Annotated in this window: 9 protein-coding genes; 4 read left to right on the top strand and 5 right to left on the bottom strand. The window is 57.8% G+C overall.

Going from position 1 to position 22,037, the window contains the following annotated elements:
* Positions 1-31 precede the first annotated feature (31 nt).
* Positions 32-9,379, top strand: coding sequence for an S-layer homology domain-containing protein (locus tag DQG13_RS18095; protein WP_113021193.1), 9,348 nt, complete (start codon positions 32-34; stop codon positions 9,377-9,379).
* 425 nt (positions 9,380-9,804) lie between these two features.
* On the opposite strand, the gene DQG13_RS18090 is transcribed toward DQG13_RS18095, so the two are convergent.
* Together DQG13_RS18090 and DQG13_RS18085 are read right to left on the bottom strand one after the other, a co-directional pair.
* Positions 9,805-10,623 (bottom strand): hypothetical protein, encoded by an 819-nt coding sequence (locus DQG13_RS18090; RefSeq protein ID WP_113021192.1) that lies wholly within the window; start codon positions 10,621-10,623, stop codon positions 9,805-9,807.
* Positions 10,624-10,654: 31 nt separating this feature from the next.
* Positions 10,655-12,631, bottom strand: a complete 1,977-nt coding sequence (locus DQG13_RS18085; RefSeq protein ID WP_113021191.1) for a M1 family metallopeptidase — start codon at positions 12,629-12,631, stop codon at positions 10,655-10,657.
* Positions 12,632-12,896: 265 nt separating this feature from the next.
* Between DQG13_RS18085 and DQG13_RS18080 the strand changes: the two genes are divergently transcribed.
* Positions 12,897-13,976 (top strand): helix-turn-helix domain-containing protein, encoded by a 1,080-nt coding sequence (locus tag DQG13_RS18080; protein WP_113021190.1) that lies wholly within the window; start codon positions 12,897-12,899, stop codon positions 13,974-13,976.
* Positions 13,977-13,989: 13 nt separating this feature from the next.
* On the opposite strand, the gene DQG13_RS18075 is transcribed toward DQG13_RS18080, so the two are convergent.
* Complete coding sequence (locus DQG13_RS18075; RefSeq protein WP_113021189.1) at positions 13,990-15,708, bottom strand: hypothetical protein; 1,719 nt, start codon at positions 15,706-15,708, stop codon at positions 13,990-13,992.
* Positions 15,709-15,882: 174 nt separating this feature from the next.
* Here DQG13_RS18075 and DQG13_RS18070 point away from each other — a divergent pair, with 174 nt between their 5' ends.
* Positions 15,883-16,383 (top strand): YwhD family protein, encoded by a 501-nt coding sequence (locus tag DQG13_RS18070; protein ID WP_113021188.1) that lies wholly within the window; start codon positions 15,883-15,885, stop codon positions 16,381-16,383.
* Between the two features lie 249 nt (positions 16,384-16,632).
* On the opposite strand, the gene DQG13_RS18065 is transcribed toward DQG13_RS18070, so the two are convergent.
* Both DQG13_RS18065 and DQG13_RS18060 read right to left on the bottom strand, forming a co-directional pair.
* On the bottom strand, positions 16,633-18,690 hold the full coding sequence (locus DQG13_RS18065; RefSeq protein WP_113021187.1) for a transglycosylase domain-containing protein: 2,058 nt from the start codon (positions 18,688-18,690) through the stop codon (positions 16,633-16,635).
* 125 nt (positions 18,691-18,815) lie between these two features.
* Positions 18,816-19,643, bottom strand: a complete 828-nt coding sequence (locus tag DQG13_RS18060; protein ID WP_113021186.1) for an AraC family transcriptional regulator — start codon at positions 19,641-19,643, stop codon at positions 18,816-18,818.
* Positions 19,644-19,879: 236 nt separating this feature from the next.
* Between DQG13_RS18060 and gnpA the strand changes: the two genes are divergently transcribed.
* On the top strand, positions 19,880-22,036 hold the full coding sequence (gnpA, locus tag DQG13_RS18055) for a 1,3-beta-galactosyl-N-acetylhexosamine phosphorylase (protein ID WP_113021185.1): 2,157 nt from the start codon (positions 19,880-19,882) through the stop codon (positions 22,034-22,036).
* The last annotated feature ends 1 nt before the right edge of the window (position 22,037 follow it).

Below are 22,037 nucleotides of genomic sequence, written 5' to 3'. Positions count from 1 at the left end.
CAATCCGACTATGAGAGCAGGAAGGTGCTTTATGCTTTTCAGACAAAAGTGGATCAAGCTTGTCTCTTGCCTTCTGCTGCTCGTCACCTTTGTCCCCGCAGGTTTGGGGGCAAAGGCGGCGGCAGGCAGTTGGTCAGACTTTGCTGATACCGCATGGTATAACGCGGACTATGTGACATTTACGGTAGATACGCCCGAAAAGCTGGCCGGTGTTTCCGAGCTGGTTTACGGCGGCATCGATTTCAGCGGCAAAACGCTTGAGATTATAAAGGACCTGAACTTGTCGGAGCATGAGTGGCGCCCAATCGGCACCCCGGAGCATCCGTTCCGCGGCATCCTGATAGGGAAGAGCGGATTGAATCCGGCTGTAACCGGGCTTACGGTAAAAGGCGGCGATTATGTCGGTTTGGTCGGCTATATGCACGGGGCCACCGTAGGCCGGTTTACCTTGGCGGGCAATATAGAGGTTCACGGCTCCGGCGACGTATATGTCGGGTCAGTGGCAGGATATATGGATCAGAAAAGCACCATTCTTGACGTTGTCAGCAGTGTGGACATTCAGGCGTCCGGTTCCCCGGACAGAAGTGTTCATGCAGGGGGCATTGCAGGCAGCGCCTCGGGGCTTATGTCCAATGTGAATAACCAAGGCGATATCACGGTAAGCGGCTTTGGAGAAGTCGTGACCGGCGGCATTGCCGGGGCCTCCAACGGCGAACTGGCGCTGAAGAAAAACCAGAACAGCGGTCCGGTAAGTGTGACTGGAAGCGTGTACCGGTCCGACGCCGGCGGCATTATCGGCTTTGCCCAGGCTAAGCTGGATATGGATGATGAGGATACCTTTATCCGCAACAGCGGCCAATTGACGGTGCAAAATTCCGGCAGCGGCGCCTTGGGCGGCATTGTGGGCAGAGCAGGTCCGGCAGCGGCTGTGGAATTTTCGGCCCAGACCTCCAACTCGGGCAGGATTCAGCTTGATGCCGGCATTTCCGCTACGGATACTTATGCTGGCGGCTTGATCGGTTCCATGGAGATCCCGCAGGAAACAGTTTCCCACGCCAATCTTATGCAATCCGGTGAGATTGTTCACCGCGGCGGCGTACGCGCGTACACCGGCGGCATTGCCGGCAGTGTCGCCGGCAATTTAGTATGGAAGCAAGCTTTCTTAGGGAATGTGCCTGTAACGGTCAGCGGTGTGTCGGAGCTTTATACCGGAGGTTTGATCGGTAAGGCCGGCGCGGCTCTAACCTTCGAAAGTGCGGCGGCTAATCAGGAAACGGTTCGGGTTGACGCTTCCGGGGACCACGTGTATACAGGCGGTTTGGCCGGTTATGCGGCCAATAGCCTGACACTGAAAAGCAGCGCCGCTGCCGCTTACAGCAACACTGGCAGCATCACGGTCGGCGGTACGGCATCCGATGTGTATACCGGCGGCATTATTGCCAACAGGTCTTATACAAAGGCAGCCAACAATGTAGCAAGCAGCGGCGTCATTGCAGTAACAGGCGCACAGCGTTTGTACACCGGCGGTTATTTCGGGATGGTGTCAGGAGCCGATCCTGCAGTTGCGGGAGAAGCCTTTGCCTCCTCCATTCAAGCAACATCCACTGCGTCTGCGGATGAGACGCATGAAGTATACACCGGCGGCATCGCCGGTTATCTAAGCGGCGCCACAGTCAGCAATGTGACAGTGGGCGGTTCCGCCTCCACTCCGGCCCTCCTTCACTCCGGCGGGCAAGTGGGCGGTGTGGCCGGTTATGCCAATGGGGAAATCACCCAGGCCACGGTCCGCTACACCCAAATTGAAGCCACCGGCGTTGGCGGCGCAGCAGGCGGTATCGCCGGTGTGGCCCAAGGCCGCATCGCGGCTTCTTCCGTAGGGGATGCAGCTCCGGAAGCTGCTTCCGATAATGTGAGCATCACAGTGGAAGCCGCTGAAGTAGCTGCAGGTGGCGTGATCGGCAAGAACGGCGGAAACCTTCGTCTCGAGTCGCTCACTGCCGCAGGCATCAGCCTGGAGTCCAGCGCTGCGGCAGCCCAAGCCAAGCTGGGTGGTCTGGCCGGTGTGGCAACGGCTCAGGTTATGGCAGGCACTGAGGAAGCGCCGGTAACCGTCCATCACATTACGGTCAATGCGGCCGGTGATGACAACGCCGTGGGCGGGGTCATTGGCCGCAATGAAGCTTCGCTGGCCGGAGGCCGTTTGCAGGAAGTGTCCGGAATTTCCATCCAGGCACAAGGCAACCGTTCCGCTTTGGGCGGTATTGTGGGCTCCAATAGCGGAGTATTGACGGATCTGGCAGCCACCGGGATCGCGGTTGTTTCCGGCGGTGCGGATAACCAAGTGGGCGGCCTGGTCGGATTTACCGACGCTGCCGTTATCCGTCCTCAAGTTTATGCGGGTGAAACGGAGCTTGCGCTGACTCTGCAAGGAGCGGGAGCTTCCGCAGGCGGCGTGGCCGGGGTAATGGAGAATGCCTCCGTTAACGGCGATGGAACGGCCGGCAATACAGCGGGGCTTGCAGTGAATGCAGGGGCAACGGCAAGCGGCGCCCGTATCGGCGGCATCATCGGCTTTAGCAATGCCTCGCCGTTGACCAACGTAATTGCCGAAAGCCCGATTATCACCACCAAGGGCGCAAATACGATGGTTGGCGGTTTGGCGGGTGAAATTGCCGGAGCCAATATTACCGACTCCGCTCTTAGGGGCATGCTGCCCGAATATGCCGTGTTCACCCTTTACGGCGCAGACAGCAAGGCGGGCGGTGTGGCCGGTAAAGCGCATAACAGTGCGATTACCGGGGATTCCACCCAAACGAATGTGGAAAATCTGCTTATTACCGGCGCGGATACTGCCGCAAACCTGATTGCAGGCGGCGTCGCAGGCCATCTGACGGAGGGCAGTCTGAACAACCTGTACGGCCAGTTGGTGAAGCTGACTGTTAAGGGGCCCCAAGCCACTGTTGGCGGCCTGGCCGGTTATAACCGCGGTTTGGCAGGTTATGGAGAAGACGGACATGCCCAGGTCATCAGGGGCAATTATCTGGAAAACCTGACTATTGATCTGGCTACTGCCGCGGCTTCCTCCACAACCGGCGGTCTGATCGGCATCAACGATGCGCGGACTGATGAAGATTCCGAAGTGGACATCGCTTCGGCTGTAAGCTCCATCGGAAGCAGCCGATACACCGGCAGTGTTACGGTACATGCGCCGAATGCCGCCACGGGCGGACTGGTCGGCGACAACCGTACGATTGTTGCCAACAACAGCATTGCCGAGAAGCTTCCGGTTGTGTCGGACGGCAATAACGGGACTGTAGGGGGGCTGATCGGCAAAAACTCCGGCACGGTGTACTACTCGTACTCCAATTCAAACGTAACAGCCAGCGGAGAATCCACCGTCACCGGCGGACTTGCAGGTTTGAATACGGGCAGCGTAATTGCGTCCTATACGGAAACGGATCTTACAGGCAATGCGGTCGGAACCAGCACCAATTATGCGGCGCTGGGCGGTTTGATCGGTAAAAACACAGGCGAAATCAGAAACAGCTTCACCTCCGCAGTCGTTACCTCCAATGGTGCTTATACCTTCACCGGCGGTTTGGTGGGCGACCATGGCGGCTCGGTAGCCAATTCCTATGCGGCCAAGAATGTGACGGCACATGGGGCAGGCTCCTACAGCGGCGGTCTGGTTGGCCGGATGACCACGGGAACGGTGGGCGGCAGCTATTCCGGCGGCCAGGTTGCCGGGGACAACGGCGCTTATGCCGGCGGCTTTGCAGGGTATTATGACAATGCAAGCAAGGAGCTCATCGACAATACCTATTACGTCAAGGATGAGAGTAAATCCATTAACAGCGGGCTGTTGGACTTTGGCGGGGGCACTTATTATGAGCTTAATCAATACTCCCGTTTGAGCCCGATTCTTTCCACAGTGCTGGCTGACCGCAATGCCTTCCCGGCCCTGTCGGGCTGGACCTTCAGCGATACAGCCTGGCGGTACGGCTCTGAGAATGCGGAATACCGTTATCCGGAGCTGAATCTCAGTGCCAATAACGGCGGTGACGGAGGAAACAACGGCGGCGGAAGCCCTGTCAGCATGAACATTAACTGGTATACCAAGAACCCCGGCGCGCTGACATTTACACTGCAGACAGAGGCTGATCTTGCAGGTTTGGCGGCGATTGTAAACGGAACGGTAACCGGTGTTGACAGGTTCGACTTCAGATTGAGAACCATTCAATTGACCGCTCCGGTGCACATCCAATCCACCCATTGGGACCCCATCGGCGCCGATACGGCCCGTGCTTTCCAAGGGGAGTTTGTCGGCAATGGCAATCTGATCAGCGGGTTGAAGGTTTCCGGCGACGACTATACCGGCTTGTTCGGTGTCATCGGAAGCCATGCCACTGTACGCCAGGTCTCTCTGGAGCCGGTGAACGTTACGGGTACACAATGGGTTGGCGCTTTGGCGGGTCTTAACCTGGGCAAGGTGGCTAATATCAGTGTAGTCTTGTCCAGCGAAGCCCAAGTGACCGGCGGAAACTATGTCGGCGGTATCATCGGACAGAATACAGGAACTATTACGGGCTTGAATTTTGCCGCAAAAGACGGCGGCACCGTGAGCAGTACCGCTGCCAATGCCGCAGTAGGCGGACTTGTCGGCGACAATCAATCCGCTATCACCGCATCCGATGTGGTGCTCACCGGCGGAGCAATCAGCGCCTCCGGCGAAGCCGCTGCAGTAGGCGGACTGGCAGGCAAACAAACAGGCGATATTCAAAACTCCAAGGCAACCCTTGAAACCGGAGGCAGCCTTCAAGCCAGCGGTGAAAGCAGCCTTGCAGGCGGACTGGCAGGTTTGTATGTGTCAGGAACAGCCAATGACATTGCCGTCACCTTCACCGGCGGAACCATCCGTGCAGACGGAGCAGGCTCCATCGCCGGCGGTATGATCGGCCGCTCCCAGGTCGGACAAACAGTGAAGAATGCTGTAGTCACAGGCACCGGCGGCAGTGCCGAAGAGATTGCCGCAGCAGCGGCTGCCGGCGGTATCGTCGGGGATAAAGCCGGATTGGGAACCAATGTATTCGAACTGGAAAAGGTAGAGGTAAAGGGAGCATCCTTTGCTGTTACCGCAGGAAGAAGCGCACTGGGCGGCATTGCCGGCAAGCTGACGGATACTGCTGTGAAGGAAGCTGTATTCCAGGGCACATTGGCCGCAAGCCAAAATGATGTTAAAGCAGGGGGCATTGCAGGCTCTGCCTACAACTCCATTCTTTATCTGACGGAGGCGGCTCCCAAGATTGCGGTATCCGCAGCCGCAGGAGAAAACATTCCAACCCTCGCTCCGATGGCCACCGAAACACGGTCAAATGCCGCAGGCGGCATTGCCGGTGTAATGGAGACAGGCGGCGAGCAGCGGGATGCAGCGCTGGATTTCGGGTATTATACACCTTTTTATCCCGGTATTTATGATGCCAAAGTGACAGAAGGCAGCATTGTCATGACAGGCGCAGGACAAACGCTGGATTTGTATGCCGGCGGTCTTGCGGGCAAGCTCCTTTACGCTTCCCTGTATAACTCTGTTTCGTCCGCGGCAGTGGAGGTGACAGGCGCCTCCCATGCGGTTGTGGGTGGAGCGGCAGGGCTTTTGTTCGACAGCGTGGCAGCCAATATTACGGTCCAAAGCCAACTCGGCGCAAGCAACAGCTCCAACTTCAGCACAGGCGGGCTGGTTGGGCAGGCAGCGGGCAGCGAGATTTCCTATTCCCGTGCTTCCGCTCTGAACAATAAGCCGATTGTGATCGGGGAGAGCGTGGCAGCCAACCGCCAGGCAACTTATGCGCGTATTGGCGGCTTTGCAGGTCAAGCGGATGCCACAACCATCAAGAGCGCATCTGCGGATATGGCGATTGAAGCAACCATTGCCAACCCTTATGCCACCATTTCCGCAGGCGGCTTCGCCGGTATTCTTGGCGATACCGCTGCCGGAACGATCAGCGAAGCTTATGCCAAGGGCTCTGTTACCCTGGACGGCAAAGCAGGCGCTTATGCCGGCGGCTTTGCCGGTGTGGTGAATGGGTATGACATCAGCCAGACTTATGCCACAGGCAATGTGAAGAGCACCTCCTTCGACGCCAGAGGCGGCGGCTTCGCGGGAGTTGTGTATCAAGGCGCCGCCATTACAGATGCTTATGCCATGCAGGATGAGGTTTATGTTGCCGGAACGGGGACGGCTACCCGCGCTTATGCAGGCGGCTTTGCCGGATACAATGACGGCAGCTTGAGCCGGGTTTACGCCAAGGTGGCCCGGATTACTTCCTTGGCTGGAGGAGCCAACTCCTATATGGGAGCGCTCATCGGCTACAACTTCCGTGATGGCCGGGTGGCGGACTCCTATTCCACCGGTTCCCTGGCAGCGATCATGTATGACACCAGCAGCGGCCAAAGCGCCAATGTGAAGCCGCTGCCGGAGGACGGCCAGCCCCTTGCCAATTGGAGCTTTAGCGGAGACGCGCCGGTATGGGTATTTGCCGGCAACGGAGATTCGGTTGTGCCTGCCCTGGCCAAGCTGTCCGGCTGGCGGTTTGCGCCGGAGCTAGGGTTTATGACCACTTCCGCCAAGAACGCAGCAGCATTTGAGGTGGCAGCACCTGAGCAATTGGCAGGCTTTGCCCTTCTGCAGGATGAAGGTTTGGGTCTCTACAGACTGTACAACCGGGGTGCCGTTGGAGTCCCGGCGGTGACGAAGCTGACCCTGACAGCAGACATTGCTCTGGAAGGCAAGCTTTGGACGCCTATCGCGGTGCTCCGCGGGGAGCTGGATGGCGGTAATCACAGCATTACCGGGTTGAAGCTGCACCTGCTGGAGGGAACCAAGCTTGGACTGGTTTCGGAAAATCAGGGTGTCATCACCAACCTGACGCTGCTTCAGCCGCAGCTGGACGGCGCGGCCTACACAGGCGCGGCGGCCGGCCTGAATGGTGTCGAGGGTATGATCAGCCATGTTGCCGTAAAGGGCGGAGCGGTGTCCGCCAGCACGGCGGCAGGGGGCATTGCCGGAAGCAATGAGGGCAGCATCCAAACCTCCCATGCAGGCGGCCGGGTAACGGCATCCCAAGGGGAGGGCGGAAGCGCCGCCGGCGGTATTGCCGGTATCCAAAGCGATGAAGGCTCCATCAGCGAAAGCTTCTCCTATGCGGAGGTATCCGCAGAAGCGGCAGCGGCTGACGCCGGGGGAATCGCCGGTGTGAACCATGGCGCAATCGCCGACAGCTACAATACCGGAAGCGTCGGCGCCAAGGGTGTGGAAACCGCCCGGGCCGGCGGTGTGGCCGGTTATGCAGCAGGAACGCTCACCGGCAATATGAGCGGCGGGCAAGCATCCGCCAGTGTCGGCGGCATGCTGTCCAAGGGTCAGACCTTTGCCGGCGGTGTGGCAGGCCAACTGGCTGAAGCAGCCGTTTTGACAGGAAATCTCTACGATATGCAAATGCTCCAATTCCCGATTGCCTATTATACAGGGTCAGGCAGCAAAGTAAGAACGGAAGCCGGGCAAGCCGAAGGGCTGTCTACGGCCCAGCTTGTGGGAGGCGTACTGCCTGCCGGTCTGAATCCTTCTGTGTGGAATGCCCAACAGGGCTTTTATCCTCAGCTGACCCGTTTTGCGGGAACGCCGGAGAGCGGCTTGTCCACTGCGGCAGTGGTTTTGGCCGATGGGGATACGGCATTCAGCGTGACAGGCGCTTACCGGACAGCCGGCGATGCCTCCATCACATGGACAACCGCCGCATCAGGCAGCATGACTGTGCTGACGGCCTCCAAGGCCGGTGCAAGCCGGGCGGTGGCGATTGGCAGAACGCCGCTGGTTTATGAATTTACCGCGGCCGCGCCCACAAGCCCGACGGAGAAGCAATTTAAGGAAAAAACCGGCATTGTGCTTGAAACAACCGAAGCGGATGCGGTAATCTACTACACCACTAACGGTGCGCAGCCGACTGAATTATCTGCTGTATATACCCAGCCTATCGACATTAAGGATACCGCCACCATCAAAGCAATCGCGGTGGTTGACGGCAAAAACAACAGCGCTGTGTTCACCGCCGAATTCAAAAAAATCGTCCAAGGCGGCGGTGGCGGAGGCGGGGGAGCCCCCAGCAATGTAACAGCATCCGTAGGCGGCAAGGATATTACCTCCACGGTTAGCCAATCCGCCAGCGGCACAGAGACAGTTGTGGTGCTGAAGGATGAAGCAGTGAAGGCTCTTCTCAAGGAAGGACAAAAGGGAACAGAAGTGGCAGTTGCCTTCAGCGACAGCGTCGAGACGGCAACTGTGGAGCTGAACGCGGGGCTGGTCAAGGATATGGCTGCGCATGAGGCTGTTCTCCTGGTGAAAAGCCACGAAGCTGTTTACCGTGTACCGGCCGGCTTGCTGGCACAAGCAGGCACCGAAAGCGGAAGCCTCCGGATTACGGTAGCCCAGCCGAGCGCTGCGGAATTGAAGCAAGTGCAGGAAGCTGCCAAAGCCAATGGCTATGAAATTCAGATTTCTCCTGTTGCCTTCAAGATTGCCAAGGCGGAAGGCAAGCAGCTGAAGGAGCTGGGCAAGCTTGCAGGATATGCGGAGCGGATTCTGCTTCTCCCCAATGGAAGAGCGGCCTCCAAATCTCCCGCTGGCGCCATGGTAAACGCAAACGGCACCTTTAGTCCCGTACCTTCCCGCCTGATCAGCTACGAAGGGAAACAGGCAATCGCGCTTAACAGCGTAGCCGGTTCCGGGACCTTCGCAGTAATTTCTTCCGCTGCCTGGGATTTCAACGATGCCCAAGGCCACTGGGCTCAAGCCTCCATTGGCGATCTGGCAGCCAGGAGGATGGTGGGCGGGTCGGCGCCGGGGATGTTTGAACCGGACCGCTCCATCACCCGTGCGGAATTTGCCGCCATTGCAGTTAAGGCGCTGGGGCTGGAGGGAACAGGCGCCACAGCATTGCCCTTCCAGGATGTGATTGCAGCCGATTGGTATGCAGCCTATCTGGCCAGCGCTTATGAGTACGGCTTGATCTCCGGCTTCGAAGACGGCACGATCCGCGCCCAGGAGGAAATCAGCCGCCAGCAGGCGATGGCCATCTTGGCCAGAGCTATGGCGCTGACAGGCCTTCCTGCGGAAGCTACCGAAGAAGAAGCGGATAGCCTGTTGGCTGCCTTCGAGGATGCCGACAGCATCGCCGATTATGCCAAAACCGCCATTGCCGCAAGTGTCAAGGCAGGGCTGGTTTCCGGCAGAACCGGCGCAGAGATTGCCCCTGATGCCCCGATGACCCGGGCAGAGGTGGCCACTATTATCCAAAAGCTGCTGAAGCTGTCAGGCTTCACGGAATAAAAAGCGAAACGCCGCGGCGGGAACCGGTACAGGTTCCGCCGCGGCGTTTTTTACTACATCAGAATGTTTAACTTCTTTACAGCGCTTAAGCGCGTAAAGCAAACATTCGGATTGGCGATAAAAGCTTCCGCTTAACGCGCTCGCTCATCCTTGAAATGCTCCGCTCCAGAATGGACCCCCGGGATCGGCACCGGTATTTCCTAACGAATATCAGGAGCGTTATTTTGCCCATTAGGCTCCAGTCTCCGTTTTAACGAATCTGTAGAAACTTATTTCGCAAAAACAAGCTAAAAGCAGCCCAGTGAGCAGGAGATAACGTGGCTCATATTCGTTACATGCTCAAACCTGCTGCTTTAGAAGAAATAAGCCTTCTGATATTCGTTAGGTTTGGTTAGGGGCCATCATCAAGCTCCGCAGGCCGCCTTCTACCGCTCCGCCCGGGCTGTATAAATCTCCTGCTGGCTGGCGATGCCCCATACGCTGAACAGCGTCTGGATAAAGCGGTATGCCTGATACAGGACCAGCATCCAGAAGCCTGCCCAGACGATGGTGGAGCCCAGCACGGCCAGGGAGCAAAGGGAGGCTGCCAACAGCAGCAGCACGGCGACTCCCAGCATCATCGGCAGAGACTTTACGGCAATTCTTAAGGCACGCCCTGCGCTATGGGATGTGGCCCGGCCCAACTGCAGATACAGGAAACAGAGCCGGACCACAAAGCTGTAGCCCAGGAGCAAAGCAAGCAGGGGAAGCAGCTCGGAGGCCATCTCCGGGTAGGTGCGGGCGGAGAGGAAGCCGGTTTTCATCCGCGGAAGCACCCACCACAAGGGAAGCAGGGTCAGCAGTGTTTGCCCTGCATACAGCAGCGCGTAGCTTTTCCACAGCTCCTTGATCCCGCGGACAAACCGGTATCCGGCGTTGTAGTGGGGATTGCTCAGGGAAAACAGCAGCCCGGCGTTCAAAAGCGGCGTCAGCACCATCCGGATTACCAGCAAGGCTGCCAGGAGCCAAAGGACGGAATGGCTGATATCGGTTTTGAGCAGGACGAACTGGGCCTCCGCCAGGAACAGCTGATTTTGGCTCTCCAGCCCCTCCACATTCGGATAACGGTGAAGCATGGGCAGGATGAGGGATTGAGCCAGCTTATACAGGACCATGCCCCAGCCGAACCGGTACAAGAATAATACCAAAATGGAAAACGGCTGGTTCAGGGTGGAGCGGAGGCCGGTTTTGATATATTTGAACACGGATTTCACCTCCCGGAGGAATAGTAGGGGTTTACCAAGCCAGCCAGCCAAAGAGCAGCTCCATCACACGGGTTAACCCGACGTTCAGACGGATGGAGGTTGTATTGTCCACTTTATGCTTCATGAAGTTGTTCATATGCTTGTTCTCCAGCACCAGGCTGTGGCCGGGGTCGATGAAGGCCCACTCCAGGGGGGCGCTGTGGTGTAAGGTATAGACGATTTCGCTGCCCTGGGCGTCCCAGCTTTTTTCTGTAACGGTGCCGTCCGTGAAGCGGAAGCGGATGGGAACCGGGGATACATTCGCCCCGTTTTTGCGGATGAGCACCTGGCTGTTATAGCCGCCCTCCGGCGCTTTTTCCACCTTGATGCCCGCCACCTCGAAATCCGCCATCCCTCCCGCATAGATAAACTGGTCGAAGAACTCCTTCCAGCTTCTTCCTGTCTTCTCCTCCAAAACAGTCTGGAAGTCTGCGGTAGCGGGATGCTTGAATTTCCACCTTTGAAAATAAGCCTTCATCACCTTGGCCATCTGGTCGCTGCCGATTTCCTTCTCGATGGCGAACAGCGCCAGCTTGGCCCGGGTATACACGTTCTCGGCATATTCGTCATGGCTGCCGTAATCCCACGCATTCCGGGTCAGGGATTCGGGGGCTGTAATATAGCTGGCTTCTACAGGCAGATTGGAGCGCACCCCATACTCCTTCTCCATCACCTTGTCTTCCGCATAGGAGGTAAAGCCTTCATCCAGCCAGGCTTCCTCAAATTCATTAGAGGCAACCATTCCGTAGAAAAACTGGTGTCCGATCTCATGCACCACCACCCGCTCCAGCTCCAGGCCGGGGCTGCTGTCTTCCGCTCCCCAGGCAGTGACCAGGGTGGGATACTCCATCCCGCCTGCGCCGTTGCCCCCGGCAGGAGGAACCACCACGGAGAGGGTGGAGTAGGGATAAGGGCCGAACCATTCGCTGTAGCGGGCCAGGGATTTTTTGGCGGCGGCCAGGTAGCGGCTTTTCAGATGCTCATGGGCCGGGTCCAGATACAGCTTGATCTTGACTCCGGGAACATTGGGCGCGGAGAAGGGCTCCTCCACATAGATGAAATCCGGCGATGCCGCCCAGGCGAAATCATGGACATCGTCGGCATAGAACCGGTACACCTTGATGCCGTTTTCCACGGCGGCAGGCTTGGTGGGAAAGCCGGTGGCGGCAACGGTGTAATTGGCGGGAACCTTGATCTTCACATTGTAGATGCCGAAGTCGGCGTAAAATTCCGAGTTGCCGTGGTATTGATGGAGATTCCAGCCCTCCTGGGTCCTTCCCCGGGTCCCGGCGGGTTCATACTTGGCCAGCTTGGGGAACCATTGGCCGGCCATCACGAAATTGCCGGAGTAGCCCATCCGGGCGAACACCTGGGGAAGCTTGACCCGGAAATCCATGGTCAGGGTGATTTTCCCTCCGGGCTGGACGGGGGTGGGCAGCTCAATTTTCATCAGGGACTGGTCATGCTTGTTGCCGTCATCCGGCTGCACAAAGCTGATCCGGTCCATTAGGTTGGTCCCTTCCTCTGTCGCCAGGCTGTCCAGACGCATCTGGCCGAAGCCGTCCTCCTGCTGCTTGTCGCCCCGCAGACGGCCGCCGGACTCCTGCATGAAGGTGGTTTTTTTGGAGGCGAAGGCGTTGGGGTACAGATGCAGGTACAGCTGGGAGACAGGCTGGGAGCCGGGGTTTTTCCAGGTTACCGTCTGGGCGCCCTGAAGCAGCTTTTCGTCCGGCGAAAGGGAGACGGCCATATGATATTCCACCAGCCGGTTGCTTAAGGCCGGTTCGGAATCGCTCTCCCGGGGGATCTCCATGGAGAGAGATTCGCCTGCTGCGGGTTCATCTCCCAGGGCGGTCTGCACTTTGGCTCCCGGACCGGGAAAGAACGAGGAGACAGTAACGGTGACAGCCAGGCCAAAGGCCAGCACCAGCCCCCATTGGAATATACGGTTGGACAGTTTCGGTTTCATTACATTCACCCCGTTGACAAGCGTCTACAGCATGTATATGTGAGGGGGTGGACAAATATATCCGGCATCCGGAAACTCGTGGGACAAATCTTCCGGGGGAAGGGAGCGGAATAGATCCCCTTTGCCGGAACAACTGCGCTTCCAGTGGAGCGCGGTTCACATTTTGTGGAGGAGTACGTGACTTTGCCTCCATTGTTGGCGGGCATTCCGGAGGGTAAGATAAGGATAAGCAAACGGAATCGCCAACAATAAGGAGTTGAAATTCATGGAGAGGTCCAAAATGGGAGACGTGATTCTGGCGCTGCGGAAAAAGCGGGGGCTGACCCAGGAGCAGCTGGCGGCAAAGGTGGGGGTGTCCGCCGGAGCGGTGAGCAAATGGGAAACAGGCGGCTCCTCCCCGGATATTTTCCTGCTGAGCCCGTTGGCCCGGGCGCTGGATACTACCCCGGACGAGCTGCTGTCCTTCCGCCGGGAGCTGCCTGAGGAGGAGCTGGCGCGAATTAAGGAGGAGCTGCGGAACCTTTACCTGTTCGACAGTTATGCGGCGGGAGAAGCAAGCGCTGAACGCTATATGAAGGAATATCCTAACAGCGGAAGGCTTAAGCTGGTGGCGGCCGGTCTCGGCCAGATGTTTCTGGGGTTGCGGGAAGGATTGCCGGAGGAGGAAATTGAGGCGAAGCTGCGGCGTTGCCTCAGCCTGCTGCAGGAGGCGGCGGAGAGCTGCGGGGATGAACGCCGGGAGGAGGCGCTGTTTGTCTCGGCGGGGATTCATATGCGGCTGAATGAGCCGGAGGTCGCCGAAGCACTGCTCCGGGATTTGCCCGCTGGCCGGGGGGCTGATCCCATGAACCTGTATCCTGCCGTGTTGCTAAAGCTGGGGAGGTATCCCCGGATGGTGGAGCTGTGCCAGCAGCAGCTGCTTCAGCATGTCACCCTCTCCGGGGTGATGCTGTCATACCTGGCCCAGGCTGCTGATGGAGAAGGGCGTGAGGCGGACAAACGGCTTTATCTGACAGCCGCCCATCAGCTGGAGCGCCTGTTCGGTCTCCATATGGGGGCGGGGGCGAGAGGCTTGGCCCTGCAAAGCCTCCGCAGCGGCCACACCGACGAGGCGGCGCGATGGTTCGGCGAATATGCGGAGATGGTGCTGGGGATGGAGCCGGATTACAGGAGCAGCCCCTACTTTGGGAACATCAAGCTTGAGGTTGACCCTTCCGGCCAACTGGAAATCGGCAAGCGGCTCCTTGCATCCCTTCTCGAGGAAAAGGAATGGGAGCCGCTGTCCGGTCTGCCAGTCTATGAGGCCGCTCTGTCCCGGATACGGGCAAGGCTCGGGGAAATGTAGCCGGGAAGCCTCTTTACGGGAGCACCAGATCCCCTTTCCCGTTAAACGAGTAGGGCAGCTCCGCTTCCTTGTCGCCGTTGGTGTAGCGGATGATCCCATCCTTCACCTCCACCAGGCGGTAATCGTCGCTGTAGTCCGGGGTAACTTTGATGTCGATGATCTTGTTCGAAACCGTATCATAACCGACAATACCCCGGAACGATACCTCGAAGATCACATACCGGTCAGACAGCCAGTTGATGTTCCACAAGAAGTTGCCGATGTGCACCTCCCGGGGCGGCTGCTCCTTGTCGGGATACAGCAGATACAGTCCGGCATGTTCGTAAGTGGTATTGTCCTTCGCCTTGGCAATGACCCGGCCGTTGGGGGAGACCGCCCCTTCCTTGGCCGCCGATTCCCGAATGGAAAGCTCCTCCCGCAGCCGGTCCTTCTCCTGGTTGAACACCATATCCTCCTGGAAACGGAACTGGTAAAAAGCCAACGAATCAGGCCAATCCGGGGAGGCGGCCAAGGCCTTCAGCTTATCCGCGTCTTGCGGCAGTCGCAGGCCCTCTGCCAGCTGCCCTTCATAGTTGCCGTAGAGCTGGATGAAGCCCCCTTTGTAATCCGTATCCCCGCCCAAAAGATCATCCGTCCATATCCCCCGGTGGGGATAGGTGACGCCGTAGCTTCCCCTGCCATAGCTGAACACCTTATAATCCGGCCACTTGTCCCGCATCTGATCCACCAATTGCTGCACATTGATGCCATTCTCCCCCGTATTTGCCGCTGCAAGCTCCGGAAGCTCCGGCCCGCCGATGCTGCCTGTAAACTTTCTCGGATAAACGGCAATATCGTATGGCGGCCCGCCTCCCGCGAAGAAGAGATAGAAGGGCTCCAGCTTGTAGCCGAACACAGGAATTGGGGCGGTCTCCTCAAAGGCAGGTTTCCCCAGGAGCGATTCAATTTCCGTTCTGGCGGAGGAGGTTCCCAAGGCTCCCAGCACTGGCTGGGTATATTCTTTGCGGAAAATGATGCTGGACAGAATTTGCTCCTCCTTCACCTCTACCTGCTGCCGGAAGTAGATGTCGAAGCCGTTAAAGCTGCTGTCCGGCTTGCCCAGCGCCGCCGCCAGCGCTCCGGGCTTCCAGCTCTGCTCCAGCCCGGCTTGCAGCAGCGGGTTCAGTTGGGCCTGAGGAAGGGTAAGGGCGTCTACCGGCTGATAGTTCCGGATGCTTTCCTTGTCAAAGTAATACGCCTCGCCGCCGATTTTGGCCAGACGGAATGCCTTTCGACTGGCGGAATCCGTCTCCATGACGGCGGCGCCCCCTTCGTCTTCCACCCGGAACGGCGCCCATTTGAGGGCATTCCCAATCCCATAGAACATATCCCGGTAGAGGGTTTCCATGCCCAGTCCGGGCGGCTGGAGTCCCTGAAGCCGCAAGAGGGCGGCAGCTCCGCTTTCCGCCGGTGTGTAGCTTACGGGTGTGATGCTCCGGTTCACAAAGAGCAGCTTCAATTCCTCCGGCAGCGCGGCGGTTTGATCCTTGGCTCCCGGACTGGGGCTGACTGTCCCGGCAGAGCCGGCTCCGCCCGGTGACGGGGAACCGGCCGCTTCGCTTGACAGCGCCTCACTGCCGCCGTTGTCTTGGCACCCAACTAAAGACAGCACAGCCGCAAAGGCTGTGCCCCAGTACGCAATTTTTTTCCATTTCCCCATCTTCATTCCCGCTCCCCATTTGCCTTTTTCCATTAGACGGCCTCCGCAGAGGTTTGGTTGCATTCTTTCGTGCTAATCCCGCAGTATGATTCTTGTCCCATTGGTGCGAATGTGAATATTGTGTTACATTGATCACAGAAGCATTTGAATGCGACAGGCGGCTTCTTCCGGAGGCTGCCCAAAATCCAATGAGGCGGTGTGAATAGAATGGAGACAGGCAGCCAGAACAGCAAGCCGGGCGGTTTGAATATTATCAGCAACCGGAACAGCCACAAGGGCTTCGGGGCAGGCTCCATTGACCTGTCCAATGTGTCCGGCGTAATCATCGACGGAGAGGAAGCCTATATTGACGCCGGCACCCTTCATGCCAGAAGCAAGCTGGAGAAGGGAATCCGTTTTACCGCGGACAAAAATGAGGTGCCTAACGGGCGCCCATGCTGGGTAGTCTGGGTGGCGGTGGACCGCAATGCCGAAGGCCAGTTCTATGGCGGATTGGCCTCCTGCGAGATGCTGGTGGACCCGGAGGCGAGGAAGGGCTGGAAGGTTCTCGCCGACCATGTGAACCGGATGGATAAGGCCATGAAGCGGCAGATTCTGGTGGAGAATCTGGATGCAGCAGGAAAGGCCGCGCTGCGGGACCTGCTTATCCGGCATAACCCGGAGTGGTGGGACCGTACCCCGGCGGAGCTGAAGCAGGCGCTGAGGTAAGCAGCGGCCAATCAGGCGCGCCAGCATAGCGGGCAGACAGAGGAAAGCCGGGATCGGGGTCCCGGCTTTTTGGCCATGTCAGAAAGTTGGCGCGAAAGCGCAACGAAGAATCTCTCGAGCGAATGTCCCATTGATGGTTGGTCGCGGACCGCCCCGGAGAAAAATAGGCTGATTTTTGCGAAATAACGGAACCTCGGTCCGTCCAACGAGACGTATGATGGAGGGTCAAGCCACTGGCCCTCCACTCACTCATTCATTCCACCACCGCTTCAAATCCTTCCACCAGGAGCTTTCCTGCTTCTTGCCCTCTTCCGCCTTCCCGTTGTCGGCATTGGGGGCCGGGGCGCAGTATTCCGTCGGCTCCGTGCCTTCCACGAAGGCCTCCATCCGGCTGTTGGGGCAGGCGTCATTGGCCAGCTTTCCGGTTTCCGGATCGATGTAGACGTTGACCACCCCTTCGGGCACAGGGAACAGCTTGGGCGGCACCGTCTCCAGGGTCCGCTCGGTAAATTCGGCGAAGATGGGAGCGGCCTTGCGCTGGTCCAGCTTGCCGATGGTTTTGTCCTTGTCGTAGCCCACCCACACGGCAGTGGACAACTCCGGGGTATACCCCACCATCCAGGCGTCATAGTTGGTGGTGCCGGTTTTGCCGGCTACCGGGCGCTTCATCAGGTCGGATACCCGGTACCCTGTGCCGCCCTCCTCAAAAACAGACTGCATCAGGTTGGTCAGCACATAGGTGTAGGCCGGATGAATCACCGACGTTTCCGCCGGTTTGGCTTCATACAGCACCCGTCCCGCATGATCCTCCACCCGGATGACAGCCATGGGCTCTGCCCGTACCCCGCCATTGGCCAGCACACCATAAGCGGAAGCCATTTCGAAGGGGCTGACGGGAGAGGTGCCCAGCGCCAGAGAGGGAAGAGCGGCCAGCGGCGCAGTGATCCCCAGCCTGCGGGCCATATCCACGGTTTTCTCCGGAGTGACGGCCATAATGGTGCTGACCGCATAAATATTATCCGATTTCATGATCGCTCTGCGCATGTCGATTTCCATATTGTCATAAACATTGTCGTAATTGCTGGGCGCATAGGTTTTGCGTCCTTCGTCATAGGTGAAGATCGTCGGTTCGCTTTTGTACCAGGTCAGAGGGGAGACATTCTCCGACAGCGCCGCCAGATAAATAAACGGCTTGAAGGCGGAGCCCGGCTGCCGGGTAGTGGAGAAAACCCGGTTGAACTGGTTTTCCTTGTAATCCTTCCCGCCCACCATGGCCTTGATGTACCCGTTCCGGGGGTCGATGGCGATCAGCGCCGCCTGCAGCTCCGAATCCGCCGGAATTTCCGCAGCTACCGCCTCCTCGGCGATCTTTTGGGCCCGCAAATCCAGGGTGGTGTAGATCTTCAGGCCGCCTGCCTCATACTGGTCCTCGGTCATATTCAGCTTGTCCAGCACCACATTTTTCACATACTCCTGAAAATAAGGAGCCTCCGATGGGGTATTGGTCTGGCGCGGAATGATGGTCAGCTCCTCCCGGTGGGCGGCCTCCGCCTGCTCCCGGGTGATGATGCCCTCCTCCGCCATGGCGTTCAGGACTACCTTTTGCCGGTCCTTGGCATTCTGCATATTCAAATACGGGGAGTAGTATTTGGCCCCTTTGGGCACACCGGCCATCAGAGCAGCCTCCGCCAGGTCCAGGTCCCGGACGTCCTTGCCAAAAAACATTTTGGCGGCGGCCTGCACCCCGTAGGTGGAATGGCCAAAGTAAATTTGGTTCAGATATTGCTCCAGGATTTCATCCTTGGTCAGCCGCATCTCCAGATGAAGGGTATAGAAGGCCTCCTTGATTTTCCGGGACCAGGTGCGGTCATGGCTCAGATACAGATTGCGGGCCAACTGCTGCGTCACTGTACTGGCGCCTTGCTCAATGGACATGGTTTTAATATCCTGAATGGCCGCCCGGGCCAACCCCTTGGGATCAATCCCCAAATGGTTGTAGAAGCTTCGGTCCTCCACGGACAGCACAGCCTGAATCAGGTACGGGGAAATGTCGGAAATACTTACCACCTCGCGGTTTTGCCCGGAGTGGAAGGTATCGATGAGATTGCCCTGCATATCGAGGATCTGGGAATTCTGGGATACGGTTACCGCAGGCAGGGCCTGGGAGCGCAGGTACAGCAGGGTCAGGCCGCCCAACACGACGCCGATTACGGTAAGGGACAGGAACAGGGACAGCATCCGCTTGGCGCCGCGGACAATTCGCTTGCTTTTGGGCCGCCTTCTGGATTCCCGGCGCTCTTCTGCCATGTGTGCCACCTCTTTACTGGTTTTCGCACGAAACGTTCATGCATGTTAGTAACCAGTATGGAAAAATCCGGGCGGCAGTATTCAATTCGGGGCAGGCGGACGCAAATAAATTTGCCGGGGAGGGCTTACTGCCGGTGGACCTTGCGGAAAGCGCTGGGGGTAATGCCCTCCTGCTGCTTGAACAGCTTGATGAAATAGCTGGCATGCTCGTAGCCTACGGCTCGGGCGATATCCTTCACATCCACATCGGGATGCCGCAGCAGCAGCTCCTTGGCCCGTCTTAAGCGGAACCGGTTAATGTATTCAAAGGGGCGCAGGCCGAAGCTTTTTTGGAACAGGTGGCAGGTGTATTGAGGTGAAATCCGCAGTTGGCCCGACAGGGTCTCCAGGGTCAGCGGCTCCATAAAATGCTCGTCGATATAGGACAAAGCGGGCATAAGCTGCTCATAATGCTCGGTGCGGGAGCGCATGTCCGGGGTGCTGGAATACATGAACAGGTCCAGAACAATGGCATAGATCAGCGCAGAGCAGCGGATATAGCGGGAGGGGTCCTTGGATTGCAGCAATTCATTGGCCTCAAGCAGCTTCTGGAGCACAATATCCGGGTGGGACAGCTGGAGAACCGCCGAAGCGTTCATTTTGAGGGAGGCCAGCATCCCCTCCGCCTGAACGCCGTTGAAGGAAATCCAGCGGGTGGCCCAAGGCTCCCGGACCGCATAATAATGATGCTTCCGGTTAGGATAAAGAAGCATCCCCTGGCCCGCCGAGACGGTGTACCGCTTTCCTTCGGTCTCCAGAATCCCTTCGCCGGAGAGGCATTGAATCCATTGGAAGTCGGGGAAGCCGCCCTCCCGGAGCATGTTGTCCTGGTGTTCCCAGCCGCCGGCGCTGGTCACAAAAAAAGGCAGTTTCAGCTCCGTATCCGTCAGCACCACAAAAATATTATGATCCATGACTTTTCTCCTATATGATGCTCAAATTTTTATATATTCACGAAAATTCTTAGGTTGAATTCAAGCCAAAAGGGCTATATGCTTTTAATATAATCACACTTTTCAGCTTTGGCAACGCAATTCGGCGGCGGCTCCGGCCTTCAGCCGAACCATTTGTTGTTTTACCCGGATTTGGGTCCTTGCAACCAAGAAAACGCTTGCAAAATATTGCCCGCAAAACGGCAGGGAGGCACATTATGGTACAGAAGAAAACAGGAGGCTTTACCCTTCCGGGAGAATCCGGATATGAAGCCCTAACCCTTGAATTGGCAAAAAAGTGGGGAGCCGATGTGATTCGGGACAGCGACGGCACTGCCTTGTCCGATGAAATCCTGAACGCAGGCTACGATATTTACTCCACCATCTGTATTATCCGCGATCACAATGACTGGGCCAAGCAAAACCCGGACAAGCTCCAGCAGACTTTCCTCATGACCCAGCCGGTGGTGGCGGAGGCGGAGAGCTTCTCCATTTCCCTGATGAAGGATTTCTTCGCCGAGCAGTTCGCGGTGAACGAATCTCCCGAATCCATAGCCTACTGGCAGGTTTTTGACCGCACCACCGGACTTGAGCTTCCCCGCGCCCAGTGGTCCTATGACAGCAGCGCACAAAGCGTGGTGTTGAACGGCGCAACCCAATGGCATGCCTACACAGTCAACTTCATGGCCTTCCGGATTTGGGAAGAAATCTCCATGTACAATCATACCACAAACAATTGGAACAAAGAGCATCTGATGCAAATCGATCCCATTCATACCGAAACCCAGGAGTATATGCTGAACTGGCTGGACGAGTGGTGCGTGAACCATCCCGCTACCAACGTGATCCGCTTTACCTCCATGTTCTACAACTTTGTCTGGATCTGGGGCTCCGATGCCAACAACCGCCATCTGTTTACGGATTGGGCGTCCTATGACTTTACCGTCAGCCCCCGGGCGCTGGATTTGTTCGCAGAACGCTATGGCTACCGCATGAGCTCCGAGGACTTCATCAACAAGGGCAAGCTGCGGGTTACCCATGCGGTTCCGGACCAGCGGAAGCTGGATTGGATGGCGTTCATCAATGATTTTGTCATTGAATTCGGCAAAAAGCTGATCGATATTGCCCATAAGCATAACAAACTGGCCTATGTATTCTACGACGACAGCTGGGTAGGCATTGAGCCATATAATGGAAGGTTCGCCGAATTCGGCTTTGACGGCCTGATTAAATGTGTGTTCTCCGGCTTTGAAGCGCGGCTGTGCTCCGGTGTGGAGGGTGTCGCCACTCATGAGCTGCGTCTGCACCCGTACCTGTTCCCTGTAGGTCTGGGCGGACTGCCTACCTTCATGGAGGGCGGCAACCCGACTCTCGATGCCAAGAACTTCTGGAACAGCATCCGCCGCGCCTTGCTGCGGGCTCCGGTGGACCGGATCGGCCTGGGGGGTTATCTTCACCTGGTGGAGCCGTACCCGGACTTCTGCGACTATATCGAGAAGATTGCCGACGAATTCCGCGAAATCCGCGATCTGCACCAAAGCGGCAAGCCGTACTCCCTTGCCCCCAAAATTGGCGTCCTCACCGCCTGGGGCAAGCTGCGCAGCTGGATTTGCTCCGGCCATTATCATGAAAATCCGGATATTGATTTGATCAATGTGCTGGAAAGCCTGTCCGGTCTTCCCTTTGAGGTGGAATTCCTGAGCTTCGAGGACATCAAGGCGGGCATTCCCGCAGATGTGGGCGTCATTATCAATGCCGGCACAGCAGGCAGCGCCTGGAGCGGCGGCGAGCTGTGGAATGACGCGGCTGTTGTGGAAGCCATCACCGGCTGGGTGCACGGCGGCGGCGTGTTCCTGGGTGTGAACGAACCCTCCGCCGCCCCCGGACAGGACACCTTGTTCCGCATGGCGCAGGTGCTGGGTGTGGACCGGGATACAGGGGAGCGGATCAGCCATGGCAAGTGGCCGGTGGAGCCTGTCCAGCCGGACTTTGCCCTGCCTGCCGGCCTCAAGGTCCGCGAAGGCGTCTATCTGACCAACGGCAAGGCCAAGGTATGGGCAGCGGCAGGCAAGGCGCCTACAGCGTCTGTGCATGAGTTCGGCAAGGGCAAGGGGGTATATCTCTCCAGCTACACCCATTCCGTGGCCAATACCCGGGCGCTTCTGGAGCTGATTCTGGCTGCTGCGGGAGAGTCCGCAGATCAGCCGTACCTGACGGACAATGCTTACACAGAGTGCGCATTCTATCCGGCCAGCAGCACGCTGATTCTCATCAACAACTCCGACAGCGAGCAAACCGTCACGGTGCGCACGCAGAAGGGCGGGCAGATCAAGGAAACCCTGGCTGCGTTCGATACCAGGATTCTGCGGGTGTAAA

The organism is Paenibacillus sp. YN15, from assembly GCF_003285005.1.
Lineage (GTDB): Bacteria > Bacillota > Bacilli > Paenibacillales > NBRC-103111 > Paenibacillus_AR.
This window is presented reverse-complemented; position numbering and strand designations above follow the sequence as displayed.

Excerpts from the sequence above, each read along its gene's own strand:
- DQG13_RS18060 (WP_113021186.1), bottom strand. The coding sequence starts at position 19,643 with ATGGATCATAATATTTTTGTGGTGCTGACGGATACGGAGCTGAAACTG.
- gnpA (WP_113021185.1), top strand. The coding sequence starts at position 19,880 with ATGGTACAGAAGAAAACAGGAGGCTTTACCCTTCCGGGAGAATCCGGA.
- DQG13_RS18075 (WP_113021189.1), bottom strand. The coding sequence starts at position 15,708 with ATGGAAAAAGGCAAATGGGGAGCGGGAATGAAGATGGGGAAATGGAAA.
- DQG13_RS18080 (WP_113021190.1), top strand. The coding sequence starts at position 12,897 with ATGGAGAGGTCCAAAATGGGAGACGTGATTCTGGCGCTGCGGAAAAAG.
- DQG13_RS18095 (WP_113021193.1), top strand. The coding sequence starts at position 32 with ATGCTTTTCAGACAAAAGTGGATCAAGCTTGTCTCTTGCCTTCTGCTG.
- DQG13_RS18070 (WP_113021188.1), top strand. The coding sequence starts at position 15,883 with ATGGAGACAGGCAGCCAGAACAGCAAGCCGGGCGGTTTGAATATTATC.
- DQG13_RS18065 (WP_113021187.1), bottom strand. The coding sequence starts at position 18,690 with ATGGCAGAAGAGCGCCGGGAATCCAGAAGGCGGCCCAAAAGCAAGCGA.
- DQG13_RS18085 (WP_113021191.1), bottom strand. The coding sequence starts at position 12,631 with ATGAAACCGAAACTGTCCAACCGTATATTCCAATGGGGGCTGGTGCTG.